Origin of the sequence: Streptomyces chrestomyceticus JCM 4735, from assembly GCF_003865135.1 — a bacterium.
Classification (GTDB): domain Bacteria; phylum Actinomycetota; class Actinomycetes; order Streptomycetales; family Streptomycetaceae; genus Streptomyces; species Streptomyces chrestomyceticus.
Window position 1 is genome coordinate 4,791,270 of the sequence record NZ_BHZC01000001.1, and the last position, 14,749, is coordinate 4,806,018.

General features: G+C 71.8%; 14 protein-coding genes and 1 pseudogene. 8 read left to right on the forward strand and 7 right to left on the reverse strand.

Annotated features, from left to right (window positions below):
• Window positions 1–304 precede the first annotated feature (304 nt).
• From EJG53_RS42630 to EJG53_RS20630, 5 genes and pseudogenes are all read left to right on the forward strand, one after another.
• Window positions 305–2,353 (forward strand): DUF2252 domain-containing protein, encoded by a 2,049-nt coding sequence (locus EJG53_RS42630; protein ID WP_244955245.1) that lies wholly within the window; start codon window positions 305–307, stop codon window positions 2,351–2,353.
• Window positions 2,316–2,609: pseudogene (locus EJG53_RS20615) on the forward strand (DUF2252 family protein); the annotation flags it as partial. The gene EJG53_RS42630 and the pseudogene EJG53_RS20615, both read left to right, overlap by 38 nt.
• Window positions 2,610–2,640: 31 nt before the next feature.
• Complete coding sequence (locus EJG53_RS40670) at window positions 2,641–3,279, forward strand: hypothetical protein (protein WP_154806386.1); 639 nt, start codon at window positions 2,641–2,643, stop codon at window positions 3,277–3,279.
• A gap of 56 nt (window positions 3,280–3,335) precedes the next feature.
• Window positions 3,336–4,277 (forward strand): J domain-containing protein, encoded by a 942-nt coding sequence (locus EJG53_RS20625; RefSeq protein ID WP_244955246.1) that lies wholly within the window; start codon window positions 3,336–3,338, stop codon window positions 4,275–4,277.
• 10 nt (window positions 4,278–4,287) lie between these two features.
• Window positions 4,288–4,632: a rhodanese-like domain-containing protein gene (locus tag EJG53_RS20630; protein WP_125046063.1), complete on the forward strand. Its 345-nt coding sequence runs from the start codon at window positions 4,288–4,290 to the stop codon at window positions 4,630–4,632.
• A gap of 22 nt (window positions 4,633–4,654) precedes the next feature.
• Here EJG53_RS20630 and EJG53_RS20635 read toward each other — a convergent pair whose 3' ends face one another.
• The 6 genes from EJG53_RS20635 to paaA all read right to left on the reverse strand — a co-directional run bounded on the left by EJG53_RS20635 (window position 4,655) and on the right by paaA (window position 9,733).
• Window positions 4,655–5,788 (reverse strand): acyl-CoA dehydrogenase family protein, encoded by a 1,134-nt coding sequence (locus EJG53_RS20635; protein WP_125046064.1) that lies wholly within the window; start codon window positions 5,786–5,788, stop codon window positions 4,655–4,657.
• An 82-nt stretch (window positions 5,789–5,870) separates the two neighbouring features.
• Window positions 5,871–7,019, reverse strand: a complete 1,149-nt coding sequence (locus EJG53_RS20640; protein WP_125046065.1) for a 2Fe-2S iron-sulfur cluster-binding protein — start codon at window positions 7,017–7,019, stop codon at window positions 5,871–5,873.
• Window positions 7,019–7,513, reverse strand: coding sequence for a 1,2-phenylacetyl-CoA epoxidase subunit PaaD (paaD, locus tag EJG53_RS20645; protein WP_125046066.1), 495 nt, complete (start codon window positions 7,511–7,513; stop codon window positions 7,019–7,021). Before paaD ends, EJG53_RS20640 begins: the two co-directional genes overlap by 1 nt.
• Window positions 7,507–8,304 (reverse strand): 1,2-phenylacetyl-CoA epoxidase subunit PaaC, encoded by a 798-nt coding sequence (gene paaC, locus EJG53_RS20650; protein ID WP_125046067.1) that lies wholly within the window; start codon window positions 8,302–8,304, stop codon window positions 7,507–7,509. Before paaC ends, paaD begins: the two co-directional genes overlap by 7 nt.
• The gene (gene paaB / locus EJG53_RS20655; protein ID WP_125049474.1) at window positions 8,301–8,567 is read right to left on the reverse strand and encodes a 1,2-phenylacetyl-CoA epoxidase subunit PaaB; all 267 of its coding nucleotides are present in this window, start codon (window positions 8,565–8,567) and stop codon (window positions 8,301–8,303) included. Before paaB ends, paaC begins: the two co-directional genes overlap by 4 nt.
• Before the next feature lie 206 nt (window positions 8,568–8,773).
• Window positions 8,774–9,733: a 1,2-phenylacetyl-CoA epoxidase subunit PaaA gene (gene paaA / locus EJG53_RS20660; RefSeq protein WP_125046068.1), complete on the reverse strand. Its 960-nt coding sequence runs from the start codon at window positions 9,731–9,733 to the stop codon at window positions 8,774–8,776.
• 230 nt (window positions 9,734–9,963) lie between these two features.
• On the opposite strand from paaA, the gene EJG53_RS20665 reads away from it, so the two are divergent.
• The 3 genes from EJG53_RS20665 to EJG53_RS20675 all read left to right on the forward strand — a co-directional run bounded on the left by EJG53_RS20665 (window position 9,964) and on the right by EJG53_RS20675 (window position 12,939).
• Window positions 9,964–10,569, forward strand: a complete 606-nt coding sequence (locus tag EJG53_RS20665) for a DUF5819 family protein (protein WP_307721720.1) — start codon at window positions 9,964–9,966, stop codon at window positions 10,567–10,569.
• Window positions 10,570–10,849: 280 nt separating this feature from the next.
• Window positions 10,850–12,061 (forward strand): HTTM domain-containing protein, encoded by a 1,212-nt coding sequence (locus EJG53_RS20670; protein ID WP_244955650.1) that lies wholly within the window; start codon window positions 10,850–10,852, stop codon window positions 12,059–12,061.
• Window positions 12,062–12,117: 56 nt separating this feature from the next.
• Entirely contained in the window at window positions 12,118–12,939 is an 822-nt protein-coding gene (locus tag EJG53_RS20675) for a TrmH family RNA methyltransferase (RefSeq protein WP_125046070.1), read from the forward strand.
• Here EJG53_RS20675 and paaN read toward each other — a convergent pair.
• Complete coding sequence (gene paaN / locus EJG53_RS20680; RefSeq protein WP_125046071.1) at window positions 12,936–14,642, reverse strand: phenylacetic acid degradation protein PaaN; 1,707 nt, start codon at window positions 14,640–14,642, stop codon at window positions 12,936–12,938. The genes EJG53_RS20675 and paaN overlap by 4 nt on opposite strands.
• Window positions 14,643–14,749 lie beyond the last annotated feature (107 nt).

The window sequence follows — 14,749 nt, forward strand, 5'->3', positions numbered from 1 at the left end:
GAGTGAGCTGTAAGGCAACCGCAGCAGGTGCCGCGCCCCGCCTCGCCTCTTCCCACCCCGCCCCACAGATCTGCCCCCAAATCAGCCCACGGATCCGCCTCACAGATCCATCTCGCATATCCGTCACACAGAGTTATCCACAGGCCCTGCCGCAAGGCGGGGCCTGTCTGTACCGTCGTGAACACGCGGCGGAGACAGCGACCCGGCAACCGGCGGCAGACCACCGGTTTCCGCGGACGTTCCGACGCGGCCGGACGACGGGGTCCGGGGCCGGGGCAGGGGTACGAAGGGGGAGGTGGCGGCGATGACGCGATTGCCGTACGTAACGGGGTTCGCGAAGCCGGACGCGCGGAGGCCCGCGCCGAAGGCGGTCGGCAAGGCGCTCCGGGAGCGGGCACCACGGTCCGCGCACGGCCGGTTCACGCCGGACGCCGGGCGGCCCGACGCGGTGACGACCGTCGAGGAGTCCAACGCCGGCCGCCTCCCGGAACTGGTGCCCATACGGGTCGGCCGCATGGCCGCCGGCCCCTTCGCCTTCCTCCGCGGCACCGCCGGCCTGATGGCGTACGACCTGATGACCACCCCGGTGACCGGCATCGGCGCGCAGATATGCGGGGACGCGCACGCGGCCAACTTCGGTCTCTACGGCGATGCCCGCGGCAAGCTGGTGATGGATCTCAACGACTTCGACGAGACGTTGTACGGGCCCTGGGAGTGGGACCTGAAGCGGCTCGTGGCCTCGTTGGTGCTGGCCGGCCGGGAGGCGGGGGCGAGTGAGGAGCAGTGCCGTGAGGCGGCCCGGGACGCGGTGGGTGCGTACCGGCGCACGATGCGGCTGCTGGCGGGCATGTCGGCCGCCGACGCCTGGAACGCGATAGCCGACGAGGAACTGGTCTCCCACGCGGACGCCCGCGACCTGCTGGGCACGCTGGAGCGGGTGGTGGCCAAGGCGCGGAAGAACACCAGTGCGCGGTTCGCGGCGAAGGCTACGGAGGAGATACCCGGCGGCGGCAGGAGGTTCGTGGACGCTCCGCCCGTACTGCGGCGAATACCGGACGCGGAGGCCGCCGCGGTCGTCTCCTCGCTCGCCGATTACCTGGACACGCTGCCGGAGGACCGGCTCCCGCTGCTGGCCAGGTACGAGGTGCAGGACGTGGCGTTCAGGGTGGTGGGCACGGGCAGTGTGGGCCTGCGCTCGTACGTCGTCCTGCTGCTCGATCACCGCGGTGAGCCACTGGTGCTCCAGGTGAAGGAGGCGAAGAGTTCGGCCCTGACCCCGTACGTGGAGAAAGCCGGCTTCCCCGCACCGGTGGTCGCACACGAGGGCCGCCGGATCGTCCGCGGGCAGCGGCACATGCAGGTGGTGAGCGACAGCCTGCTCGGCTGGACAACGGTCTACGAGCCGCACGCGGGAAGCGGTAGGGGCGGTGGTGGCGCGGGTGAGCAGGTGGCTCGGGCACGTGAGCGGGGGCGTGGCGAGGGCAGGGACGAGGAGTGGGCTGAGGGGCGGACCGAGCAGTGGACCGAGACGTGGTCGCTAGGACCTGAGACGCGGGACGAGAGGGGACGTGAGCTGCAGCCCGGGGTGTGGCCCGATGCGGGGCCTGATTCTCGGGACGAGGTGCGGGACGCCGGGGAGAGCGCGCCGTGGAGTGCGGGGCAGGGTGAGCCTCGGGGACAGGCGGGGTTTGAGGCGGGGGATGGAAGGCGTGGCGAGGCGTCGGCAGGGCCTGGGGCGGGGGCATCGGCCGAAGAACTGGGGCGGCCGGGGGACGGGCTGAAGGCTGGGGCGACAGCCGAAGGGGCGGGAGAGACGTGGGTTGGACCGCGAGCTGGGTCGTCGGCTGAGGGGATGGGGCGGGCGTGGGCCGGACCGGTGGTTGGGGCAACGGCTGAGGGCGTGGGTGAGACGTGGGCTGAGCCGTGTGCCGAGGGTTGCAGCGACGCGGTGGTCGAGGGCCATGGTGGGGCGCGGGCTGTGGGGTGGGGCACGGCCTGGGGCGATGGCCATGGCGGGGCATGGGATGCGGGCCACGGCGAGGCGTGCGGCGTAGAGAGCGGTGGGGCGGGGCGCGAGGGGCATGGCGAGGCGTGGGGCGCAGGGCGTGGTGGGGCGGAGATCGAGGGGCTTGGTGGGCCGGGGAGCGAGAGGCAGGGCGGGGCGGGGAGCGGGGGCCAGAGTGGGGCGTGGGGGCAGAGGCAGAGCGGGGCGTGGGATGGGGGCGGGGCGAGGGGGAGCCGTCGGGCTGGCGGCGGGCCGAGCGGTGGGCGGGGACACGACACGAAAGGCGGGGTGGGGGCGGGGGGCGGGGGCGGGGAGGCCCTACCAGGTGCGGCAGTTCCGGAACCGTAAGGGCAGCGTCGACCCGGCCGCCCTCGCCGGCGACCAGATCGACGACTACGCACGGATGACGGGCGCGTTGCTGGCCCGGGCACACGCGCACAGTGCCGATCCGCAGGTGGTGGCGGGGTACTGCGGCAAGGGGGAGGCGTTGGACGAGGCGCTGGCCGATTTCGCGGTGGCCTACGCGGACCGTACGGAGGCGGATCACGCGGAGTTGGTCGCGGCCATCAGGAAGGGGCGGATAGCCGCGGAGACGGGAGTCTGAGCGGGGCCGGGGCGGGCCGTAGGGTGGCCGGGTGACGAACTCGCAGGCGGAGAACGCGCAGGACGGCCAGGACGCACACGCTGACCACGGGATCGCGGGGCATGCGGCCCACGCGACGCAGGGGGGACATCAGACCCAGGTGGGTCAGGAGATCCAGGCGGGCCAGGAGACCCAGGCGGGTCAGGAGGGCCATGCGGGTGTGGGGGACCAGGCCGGTGCGGGGGGCCATGCGGGTCTGACGGGCCTGGCGGCCGATGCGGCACAGGGCGGTTACGCCGACCCCGGCGCCCCGGGTGGGGCTGCGGCTCGCGCTGAGGGGCAGGGCTCCAACCCCGCTCAGGGCCTCCACCACGTCCAGGGCGACTACCGGGACCAGGGCCCCCACTCCGCCCAGGGTGACTACCGGGCGGAGGGCTCCTATCCCGCCCACGGCGACTACCGGGACCAGGGCTTCTACCCCGTCCAGGGCGGATATGCCGAAGCCGGGTACGAGGGCGTCGGGCACACAGTTCAGGCGGGCGAGAGCGGATATTCGGTGCAGGGCGGCCAGGGGAGCCGCATGGGGCACGAGGGACCAATGGAGCAGGGTGGCTCCGTCGGACACGGAGCCTTCATGGGCCAAGGAACCCCTGCGGGTCAGGCTGCCCCCGTGGGCCAGGGAGCCCCGTAGGGCAGGAAGTCCCCGTCGGACAGGGAGACCCGGAGAGCCAAGGAGTGCCTGAGGGGATGGAAGCAGCAGAGGGAACGGGAGCCACGGGAAACCAGGGTGGCTCGGACGTGCCGGCTCAGGACTCGCACGCCTCGGCTCAGGGCCAGGATTCGTCTTTCGATGCTGGGGGCGGTGCTGGCGCCGATGCCGGTGCCGGACCCGCGCCTGAGGACGCCGGCGCTGGTGGGGCCTCGACCGGGCGGTTGGCGCAGGCTGTGGAGGCGGCTGAGCAGGCGTTGATCGAGTTCGAGATCGCGGTGGAGACCTTCCGGGTGGAGGTGGAGAACTTCTCCCGGCTGCACCATCAGCGTCTCGGCCCCATGTACGCGCGGTTGGACGAGCTGGATGTCCAGATCGCCGAGGCGATCGCCGCTCGTACGGGTGACCCCGAGGACGTACGCAAGGCGCGGGAGGCGCGGGCGTCGGTGCTGCCGATGCCCGATGTCGAGGAGCTGTTCCACGGGTGGATGGGGTCGGAGGGCCTGTACCCGGAGGCCGAGGCGATGCTCAACGAGCAGCCGGTCCGGCCGCCGCAGAAGGTGCGACCGAGCGAGGAGGCCCGCCGGGTCTACCGTGACCTGGTGCGTAAGGCCCATCCCGACCTGGCGCGCGACGAGGCCGAGCGGGATCGCAGGGACGCGTTCATCATGCGGGTCAACGCCGCGTACGGTGCCGGGGACGAGGCGGCGCTGCGCGAGCTGGCCCGTGAGTGGGAGGCCGGCCCGGCGCCGCGGGAGCAGCGGACGGGTGAGAGTGAGGAGCTCTACGCGCGGCTGGAGTGGCTGGCGGAGCGTAAGGAGATGCTCGCGGTGATCGCCGCCGAGCTGGAGGACAGTGCGATCGGCGCGATGATCAAGATGGCGCCCGAGGACCCGGACGCGCTGCTGGAGGAGATCGCCGAGAAGCTGTTGGCGGATGTGGCCGAGCGCGAGGCGTACCTGGCGCAGTTGGTCGGGTAGCGTCGGGTCCATGCATTTCGGTTCTCTGCCCACGGTCAAGGTCGACGCATTGACGTCCGAGGACTTCCTCCTGGACGTCCGGGAGGACGACGAGTGGGAGGCGGGGCACGCCGAAGGCGCGCTGCACATCCCGATGAGCGAGTTCGTCGCCCGGTACGGCGAGTTGACGGAGCGCGCGCCCGACGGCGGCAAGGTCTATGTGCTGTGCCGGGTCGGCGGCCGTTCCGCGCAGGTCGCCCAGTACCTGATCCAGCAGGGCATCGACGCGGTGAACGTCGACGGTGGGATGCAGGCGTGGGAGGCTGCCGGCCGCCCGGTGAAGGACAGCAAGGGCGAGCCGGGCGCGGTCATCTGACCTGCCGCGTTCAGCCGGCCGCTCAGCCGAGGGCGTGGGCGGCCAGCAGGTCGCCCAGGGCCTCTTCGTGTGCGGCGGCGGGGCCGAGCGACAGTTCGAGCTGCTTCGCCCAGGCGTGGTACCGGTGCAGTGCGTAGTCGGTGTCCGCGCCGAATCCGCCGTGCAGGTGCTGTGCGGTCTGCACGACGCGGCGTACGCCCTCCGACGCCCAGATTTTGGCCACCGCGACATCCCCTGCCGGTGGCAGCGCACCGTCCGCGCCGCTGCTGATGCGCCACGCGGCCTGCCAGAGGGTGGCCTCCATGGCCCGCAGGTCGATGTAGCGGTCGGCGGCCTGGACGGCGACGGCCTGGAAGGTGGCCACGGGGAAACCGAACTGTTCGCGTTTTGACGTGTAGGCGCTGGTCATGGCCAGTACGGCTTGGCCGAGGCCGAGGGCCAGCGCGCATGTGCCGGTGGTGAGAAGGTCGCGCAGCCAGTCCCAGGCGCCGGGTGCGGTGATCATCTCTTCGTCGGGGAGCCGTACGGAGTCCAGGTGGACCTCCGCGTGGCGTTCGCCGTTGGTGGAGGTCTGGTCGTCGAGGCGGACACCGCTCTCGAGGCGGGGTACGAGGGCGAGTACGGCGGTTCCGTCGCCGGTGTGGGCGGGGACGAGGATGCGGTCGGCGCTCTGCGCCCAGGGGACGGCGGTCTGCATGCCGTCGAGGACCCAGCCTGCCTTATCGCGGCGCGCGGTGACGGCGAGTTCGGCGGGGTCGTGGCCGGTGCGTCCGGCGGCGGCGACCGTGAGGATCAGCTCGCCGCGTCCGGCCCGGGGCAGTAGGTCGGCGCGCAGCGCGTCGGTGGCGTAGGTCTGGACAGTGAGGGCCGCGGCGCTGTTCTCCAGCAGCGGTACGCGGGCGAGCACCCTGGCGGACTCGCGCAGCACCAGGCAGAGCGCGATGGGATCGAGGCCCGCACCGCCGTACTCCGGGGCGAGTACCAGGCTCAGCAGGTCGGCGTCGGCCAGCTTGCGCCACAGGGGGCGGTCGATGTCGTCGGCCACGGCTCCGGCGGTGAGGGCGGGGCTCGGCACGCTGTCGGGGGCGACGTCCGCGAAGACGGCCTTGGCCGCCTCGACGGCCGCCTGCTGCTCCTCGGTGAAGGTGAAGTCCACTGTCCTGTCCTCCCGCGGGCCCGCACGGTGACTGCCTGACGGGTCGTCAAGTTAGAACAGGTTGCAGTATTTGGGAATGGGGTCAGTGGTCGAAGTCCAGCTCGACCTCCTCCGTCACGGGATGCGACTGGCAGGCGAGTACGTATCCCGACGCGACCTCCTCGTCCTCCAAGGCGTAGTTGCGGTCCATACGGACCTCACCCGACACCAGGAACGCGCGGCAGGTGCCGCAGACGCCTCCTTTGCAGGCGTACGGAGCGTCCGCCCGGTTGCGCAGCACGGTTTCCAGCAGCGGCTCACCGTCCAGGACCGGCCAACTGCCCGCCCGGCCGTCCAGGGTGGCGGTCACGGTGCTGTGTGCGGGGGCGCGCAGCGGCGCGGATCCGCCGGGGAGAGAGGCGGAGTCTCCCGGAACCGTGGTGTTCGTGGTGGTGAGGCCAGGAGTCGCGGGGGCCGTGGAAGCGGTGTCCGCCGCGAGGGCGGCTTCCGCCGGCGTGGGCTCGGATATGTGGAAGATCTCTTCGTGGATGCGGTTCCGGGGGACGTGGAGGGTCCGCAGGGCGCGTTCCGCAGCCTGGACGAGGCCGTACGGGCCGCACAGGTACCAGCCGTCGACGGATGCCACGGGCAGCAGGGCGGGCAGCAGCGAGCGGAGCCGTTCCTCGTCCAGCCGGCCGGAGGGCAGGCCCGACTGCTGGTCCTCGCGGGAGAGGACGGAGACGAGCTGGAAGCGTTCCGGGAAGCGGTCCTTGAGGTCGGCGACCTCCTCCAGGAACATCGTCGACGCTGCCGTACGGTCGCTGCGGACCAGGCAGAAACGGGCGTCCGGCTGACGGGCCAGCAGGGTCGCGACGATGGACAGCACCGGTGTGATGCCGCTGCCGCCGACGATGCCGACGAAGTGCCCGGGGCGGGGCTCCAGGATGAAGCGCCCGGCCGGCGCCATGACGTCGACGGTGTCACCGACGGCCAGTTCCTTGAGCGCGTAGGTGGAGAACTCGCCGTCCTCGACCAGGCGTATCCCCACCCGCAGTACGGGATCGTCGGTTGCCGGGGTGCAGATCGAGTACGTACGGCGGATCTCCCGGCCGTCCACCGTGCGGCGCAGTGCGATGTGCTGGCCGGGGACGTGCCGGAAGGCCGTGCGCAGCTCCGGCGGCACCTGGAAGGTGACGGCGACGGCGTCGTCCGTGAGCCGTTCGATCTCCGCGACCCGGAGCGGGTGGAACATCACAACTCCTTGAAGTGGTCGAACGGTTCGCGGCAGGACTCGCAGCGGCGCAGTGCCTTGCAGGCGGTGGAGGAGAACCGGCTGAGCAGCGTGGTGTCGGTCGATCCGCAGTGCGGGCAGCGGATGGCCAGCGTCACCGGTACGGGCCCGCCGGCCGGGCCGGCGGGGCGTGGCGGGGCTATGCCGTACTCGGACAGCTTGCGGCGGCCCTCGGCCGTGATCGCGTCGGTCGTCCACGGCGGGTCGAGGACCGTACGCACCTCGACCTGGGGGATGCCGTTGTCGTGGAGGACGCGTTCGATGTCGGCGGACATGGTCTCGACGGCGGGGCAGCCCGTGTACGTCGGGGTGAGTTCGACCTCCACCTGTCCGGGGCCGGTCAGCCGCAGCCTGCGGAGGACGCCCAGTTCGGCCAGGGTGACGACCGGCAGCTCCGGGTCGGGTACGGAGCCGGCCAGGTCGCGCAGCCGTTCTTCGAGGGTGGTGGTCACCATGTCGCCCCCGGGTGGCTCCGGTGCAGGTGCTGCATCTCGGCGAGCATCCGGCCGAACGGTTCGGTGTGCAGCCCTTGGCGCCCGGCTCCCGCGGTCCAGGCGCCGCGGCTCGGGCCCTCGGGGACGGTGAGGGTGGCGCGCGTCAGGGCGGACTCGATGCGGGTGGCCCAGGCGTCGTGCAGGGCGGGCAGGTCGACGTCCAGCCCCGGCACGGGCTCGAAGAGCTCTCCGGTGAAGCGCCACAGGGCGGTCAGGCCGCGCTGTATCCGCTCGTGGCTCTCCTCGGTGCCGTCCCCCAGGCGCAGGGTCCACTGCTCGGCGTGGTCGCGGTGGTAGGCGACCTCCTTGACCGCCTTCGCTGCCAGCGGGGCCAGCGGGGAGCCGCCGGAGGCCAGTTGGCCGTAGAGCAGCTCCTGGTAGGTGGAGAAGTAGAGCTGGCGGGCGATGGTGTGGGCGAAGTCGCCGTTGGGCTGCTCGACGAGCTGGCAGTTGCGGAAGGCCCGTTCCTCGCGGAGGTAGGCCAGTTCGTCCTCGTCCCCGGCGAGGGAGAGCAGGACGCGGGCCTGGCCGAGGAGGTCCAGCGCGATGTTCGCGAGGGCCACCTCCTCCTCCAGGACGGGGGCGTGCCCGGCCCACTCCCCCAGGCGGTGGGACAGGACGAGGGCGTCGTCACCGAGGGCCAGGGCCGGGGCAGCGGCGGCGACGTCCCGGGCGAGGGAGCCCGCGGGGGCGGGCGCCGCGGGGGCGCTGTCGGCGGTGGCCGGGGCCTGTGCTGTCGGTACGGGCTTCACAGGTGCTGCACCCCCTCCGGGATCTCGTAGAAGGTCGGGTGGCGGTAGGGCTTGTCGGCGGCCGGTTCGAAGAAGGAGTCCTTCTCGTCCGGGGAGGAGGCGGAGATCGCGGCGGACGGGACCACCCAGATCGAGATGCCTTCCGAGCGGCGGGTGTAGAGGTCGCGGGCGTTGCGCAGGGCCATCTCGGCGTCCGGAGCGTGCAGGCTGCCCGCGTGGGTGTGGGACAGGCCGCGCCGGCTGCGGACGAAGACCTCCCACAGGGGCCAGTCGGTGGGCTTCGCCGTGGGCGCGGCCTGTGTGCTGCCCCGGGGAGCGGTGGGCGCCCTGTCCGGTGCCGGCTGTGGCGTGGACGGCTCCGCCGATGCGGCCCCGGGCTCGGTGCGGTCACCCGGCCCGGTCTGGCTCGCGGGGCCGTCCGGAGCCGGCCGGTGCTCCGGGTGCTCGCTGCTTTCCGTACCGGTCGTGGTCATCGGTTCCCCTCCCCGTGCTTGGCCGCGTACGCCGCCGCGGCGTCGCGCACCCAGGCGCCTTCTTCGTGGGCGCGGCGCCGCTGGCTGATCCGCTGGTCGTTGCAGGGCCCGTTGCCCTTGAGCACCTCGCGGAACTCGTCCCAGTCGATGGGGCCGAAGTCCCAGTGACCGCGCTGTTCGTTCCACGTCAGGTCGGGGTCCGGGAGGGTGAGGCCGAGCGATTCGGCCTGCGGGACGCAGATGTCCACGAAGCGCTGGCGCAGTTCGTCGTTGCTGTGCCGCTTGATCTTCCAGGCCATGGACTGGGCCGAGTGCGCCGATTCGTCGTCGGGCGGGCCGAACATCATCAGCGACGGCCACCACCACCGGTCCACGGCGTCCTGCGCCATGGCGTGCTGGGCCTCGGTGCCGCGGCTCAGGGCCAGCAGGAGCTCGTAGCCCTGGCGCTGGTGGAAGGACTCCTCCTTGCAGACGCGGACCATGGCGCGGGCGTACGGGCCGTACGAACAGCGGCACAGCGGGACCTGGTTCGTGATCGCGGCGCCGTCCACCAGCCAGCCGATGGCACCGACGTCGGCCCAGGTCAGGGTGGGGTAGTTGAAGATGGACGAGTACTTCTGGCGGCCGGAGTGCAGCTTGTCGAGCAGTTCGTCGCGGCTCGCTCCGAGGGTTTCGGCGGCGCTGTAGAGATACAGGCCGTGGCCCGCCTCGTCCTGCACCTTCGCCATCAGGATCGCCTTGCGGCGCAACGACGGGGCCCGGGTGATCCAGTTCGCCTCCGGCTGCATCCCGATGATCTCGGAGTGCGCGTGCTGCGCTATCTGGCGTACCAGCGAGGAGCGGTAGGCGTCCGGCATCCAGTCACGCGGCTCGATGCGTTCGTCCGCGGCCACGGCGGCGTCGAAGTCCGTCTCCAGGGCCGCGAGGGACTCCTCGCCCGGCGCGATCGTCGTCATGTGATCCCCCTGCCTCCCGACCGACCGATCGTTCGGTTCAATGGTGTGGCCGCGCGTGCGGGGTGTCAACCCTGTGGATAACTCAGGGGAGGGTGTGCCGTGTGGGGCCGCCTAGGTACGGTTCCGGGGCGGTGAAAAGCCGCTCGGGATCTGGGAACGGGGCAGGAATGCAGCATTACGGGGACGAACCGCGGCCACCGGCCGCGCTCTCGCTACCGTCACGCGTCGTGATGACCGTCGTGGCGGGCGCCGTGACGCTGGCCGTCGCCGTCCATCTGGCCATGATGTTCCTGCACGTGGCACCGCCCAACACGCTGAGCAAGCAGCACAGCGAGTTGATCAACGACTACGTCTTCCCGGAGTACGAGCAGAACTGGAAGCTGTTCGCGCCCAATCCCCTCCAGCAGAACATCGCGGTGCAGGTACGCGCCCAGGTGCGCACCGCGGGCGACGACCGGCTGACCACCGGCTGGACCGACCTGTCCGCCGCCGACGGCCGGGCCCTGCTGCACAACCCCGTACCGAGCCATACCCAGCAGAACGAACTCCGCCGCGCCTGGGAGTACTACCTGAACACCCACGACGCGCAGAACCGCACCTCCGGCACCCGGGGTGAGCTGGCCGAGCAGTACGTACGGCGGATCGTGATGCAGCGCATGAGCACGCAGTGGGCGGCGCGCGGCAAGGTCGAGCAGATGCAGGTGCGCTCGAAGACGACGGCCGTCAGCCCGCCGTCGTGGAGCTCGGAGAAGATCAGCGAAAAGCCCAGGTACCGCGAGCTGCCCTGGTGGCCGGTCACCGCAGACGACCTGCCCGAAGGAGCGAAAATCCAGTGACAGCGCACAGGACGCCTTCGCAAGGGGCTTCGGAAGAGGCGCGGGACGCGGCGGACACCGGCACTCCGGCGGCAGCCGACGAGACCGGTACCGGCTCGCCGGCGACGACCACCGGTACCGGAGCCGGTGCCGCGCTGACAGCCGGCCGTACGGACGGCGGAACCCCCACGACGACCGTCCCTCCCCAGAGCCGGACAGAACGCACCGACTCCCCCACTCAGGCCCGCACCACCTGGCCCGTCGTCCCCCCACCCCCCGGCCTCCCCTCGGAGCCGCCCCCATAACGGCCACGGAGACGCGCCCCCGCCCCGACGAGACGCGCATCGAACGCGCCTTCGGGAGCGCCTTCAGACGCGTCACGGGCACCGCGTTCGCCCCGTACCAGTCCGCCGTCCTCCGCATCGGATTCGCGGCCACCTGGCTCTTCTTCCTGCTGCGGGAGTGGCCGTACCGGCATGAGCTCTACGGGCCGCACGGCCCCTGGAGCGGCGACATGGCGCGCCGGCTCCTCGACGGCAACGAGGCGTTCTCGGTCCTGACGTGGACCGACAACCTCGGCTGGTTCGAGCTCGTCTACGGGCTCGCCGTGGTCGCCAGTGCCCTGCTGCTGGTCGGCTGGCGGACCCGCACCATGTCCGTGCTGTTCATGGTGGGTGTGCTCTCGCTGCAGAACCGCAGCATCTTCATCGGGGACGGCGGCGACAACGTCCTGCACCTGATGGCGATATATCTGGTGCTCACCCGGTGCGGGCAGGTGTGGTCGCTGGACGCGCGCCGCGCGGCGCGGCACGCGGGATCATCCGGCGGGGGCCCGGAGCGCGATGTCACCGGCGTCGTCCTGTGGGCGGCTCTCGGGCTGTTCCTCGCCGTCGCCCAGCTCCTGGGCCTGTCGGGCCTCTCCTGGTTCGGCCCCGGGCCCTTTCCGAGCGTGGGCTGGGGCCTGACGTTCTGGGTGCTGTGGCTGTCCCACGGGGTGTGGTGGGCGGTGCGGAGGTACGCGTCCGGAGAGCCGCGCACCGTCCTCGACATGATCAGCAAGCTGATCCACAACGGTGCCCTGCTGGTGATCGTGGTCGAGGTCTGCCTGATCTACGCCACGGCCGGCTGGTACAAGATCCAGGGATCGCGCTGGCAGGACGGCACCGCGGTGTACTACCCGATGCACCTGGACTACTTCTCCCCCTGGCCCGAGCTGTCCCGGGTGCTCGCCGACAACGGCCTGATGATCATGCTGATCACGTACGGCACGGTGATCGTGCAGGTCGCCTTCCCCTTCACCCTCTTCAACCGCCGCCTGAAGAACGTGCTGCTGGTCGCGATGATCTGCGAGCACCTGTCGATCGCGTTCCTGCTCGGCCTGCCGTTCTTCTCGCTCGCGATGATCACGGCGGACGCGGTGTTCCTGCCGACGGTCTTCCTGGTGTGGCTGGGTGCCCGGGTCGCCTCCGTACGCGACCGGGTGCTCCCCCGCCGTACGGCGGTACGCGAGTGACGCCGTGGACGGGAGCGGCGGGTGTCCGCCCGGCGGACAGTTGAGATAGTGGAGGAATGATCGAGAACGGGACCTCGGACGATCCGGTACGGCGCTGGCGCGCGAGCGCCGACGATCCCGCCTCGGTCCTCCTGGACGGCTTCCACGCGCTGAAGCACGCCCTGCGCTTCGGCGGGGACGTACGGCACGTCCTGACCGGCGACAAGCCCGCTCTGCTGGCCCTCGCCGAGGAACTCGCGGACGACCTGACCGGTGACCTCGACGTGCTGGCGGAGCAGGTTCCCTTGGCGGCACTGCGCACGCTCCTGCCGAAGGTGCACCCCACGGGCGTCGCGGCCCTCGCCGTACGCCCCGACGCCGCGGCGAACCTGGCCAGGCTCCGCGAGGTCCCGCGGCCCGCCCCGGTCGTGCTCCTGGAGAATCCGCGCAACCTGGGCAATATCGGTGCCGTCGTCCGCCTGGCGGCCGGTTTCGGGGCGACCGGCGTGGTCACCACCGGCTCGCTCGACCCCTGGCACCCCAATGCCGTACGGGGCAGCGCCGGCCTGCACTTCGCCGGCGCGGTGGAGCGCCTGACACTGCCGGAACTGCCGCCCGGACCGGTCTATGCCCTCGACCCCGAAGGCGCGGACATCCGCTCCGTGACGTTCCCGGACGACGCGATCCTGGCCTTCGGGTCCGAGCGGCAGGGCATCTCGGACGAGCTGCGGGAGCGGGCATCGGCGCTGGTCGCGGTGCCGATGCAGGCGCGGGTGTCCAGCTTCAACCTGGCCACGAGTGTGGCCATGGGCCTCTTCCACTGGATGTCCCGCGGTACGGCGGCCCCGGCCGCCCCGGCCGGGGTGACCGGAGCGGCCGCCGGGCCGTCGCTCCTCTAGCTCTCCTGGGCGGGCCTGCGCACCTCCACCGTCCGGAAGCGGTCGGCCACGAACGCGCCGTCGCACAGTGCCGCGTTGGCCGCCGGGTTGCCGCCCGAGCCATGGAAGTCGGAGAAGGCGGCGGTCTGGTTGACGTACACCCCGCCGGTCAGGTTGAGGGAGAGCTGCGCGCACTCCTCCAGGCACGCCTCTTCCACCAGCTTCTCCACCTCCCCGGAGGTGGTGTACGCGCCGACCGTCATCGCGCCCTTGACGCGGGTCGTGTGCCGCAGCAGGTCCACCGCGTCGGCGGCGGAGTCGACGGCCACCGCGAAGGAGACGGGGCCGAAGCACTCGGAGAGGTAGGCGGCGTCGGCGCCCGCGCCCTCCCAGAGCTTGCGTGCGCCGTCCATCTTGACCATCACCGGCGTACGGACCGTGGCGTCGGGGAAGTCGGGGTTGGTCACCTCGCGGGAGGCCAGGGCCACCTCGCCCAGCCCGGATGCCGCCTCGATCCGCTCCTTGACCTGCGGGTTGACGATCGCGCCCAGCAGGGCGTTGGCCCGCGCGTCGTCGCCCAGCAGCTTGTCGACAGCGGTCGCGAGGTCGCCGACCACGTCGTCGTACGACTTGTGACCGGCGTCCGTGGTGATGCCGTCGCGGGGGATGAGGAGGTTCTGCGGGGTGGTGCACATCTGGCCGCTGTACAGGGACAGGGAGAAGGCGAGGTTGCCGAGCATGCCCTTGTAGTCGTCCGTCGAGTCGATGACGACCGTGTTGACGCCGGCCTTCTCCGTGTAGACGCGCGCCTGGGGCGCGTTGGCCTCCAGCCAGTCGCCGAACTCGGTGGAGCCGGTGTAGTCGATGATGCGGACCTCGGGGCGCGTCGCGAGGGTCTTGGCCAGGCCTTCGCCGGGCCGGTCGACGGCCAGGGCGACCAGGTCGGGGGAGAACCCGGCCTCGGCCAGCACCTCGCGCGCCACCCGGACGGTGAGCGCGAGCGGCAGCACGGCCCTCGGGTGCGGCTTGACCAGGACCGCGTTGCCGGTGGCCAGGGAGGCGAACAGCCCCGGGTAGCCGTTCCACGTCGGGAAGGTGTTGCAGCCGATCAGGAGGGCGACGCCGCGGGGCACGGCCTTGAAGGACTTGGTCAGCTCCAGCGGGTCGCGCTTGCCCTGCGGCTTGGACCAGGCGGCTTGCTCCGGGGTGCGGACCTGCTCGGCGTAGGCGTACGCGACGGCCTCCATGCCGCGGTCCTGCGCGTGCGGCCCGCCCGCCTGGAACGCCATCATGAACGCCTGGCCGCTGGTGTGCATCACGGCCTGCGCGAACTCGTGGGTGCGCGCGCTGATCCGCGACAGGATCTCCAGGCAGACCAGGGCCCGGGTCTGCGGGCCGGCGTCGCGCCACGCGGGCACCGCCGCGCGCATCGCGGGCAGCAGCACGTCCGCGTCCGGGTGCGGATAGCTGATGTTCAACCCGATGCCGTACGGGGAGACTTCCTCGCCCACCCAGTCGTCCGTGCCGGGCTGGTCCAGCTCGAAACGCTTGCCGCGCAGGGCGTCGAAGGCGGCCTGGCCGTCCGCCGCGGCGTTCTCCCCGTAGGCCTTGGGGTGCTCGGGGTGCGGGGACCAGTACGCGCGGGTACGGATCGCCTCCAGCGCCTGGTCGAGCGTCGGGCGGTGCTTTTCGAGCAACTGCGCTGCGGTCAGTTCGGCGGCCATCGAAGACCAACTCCTCGTCGGGCGGGCTGGGCCTGCCGTCTCAGGGCGCCCGCCGCGTGACGCGGACGCCACGCCGGGGAAGCGACGCCTCTGCGAGGACAGGTCCG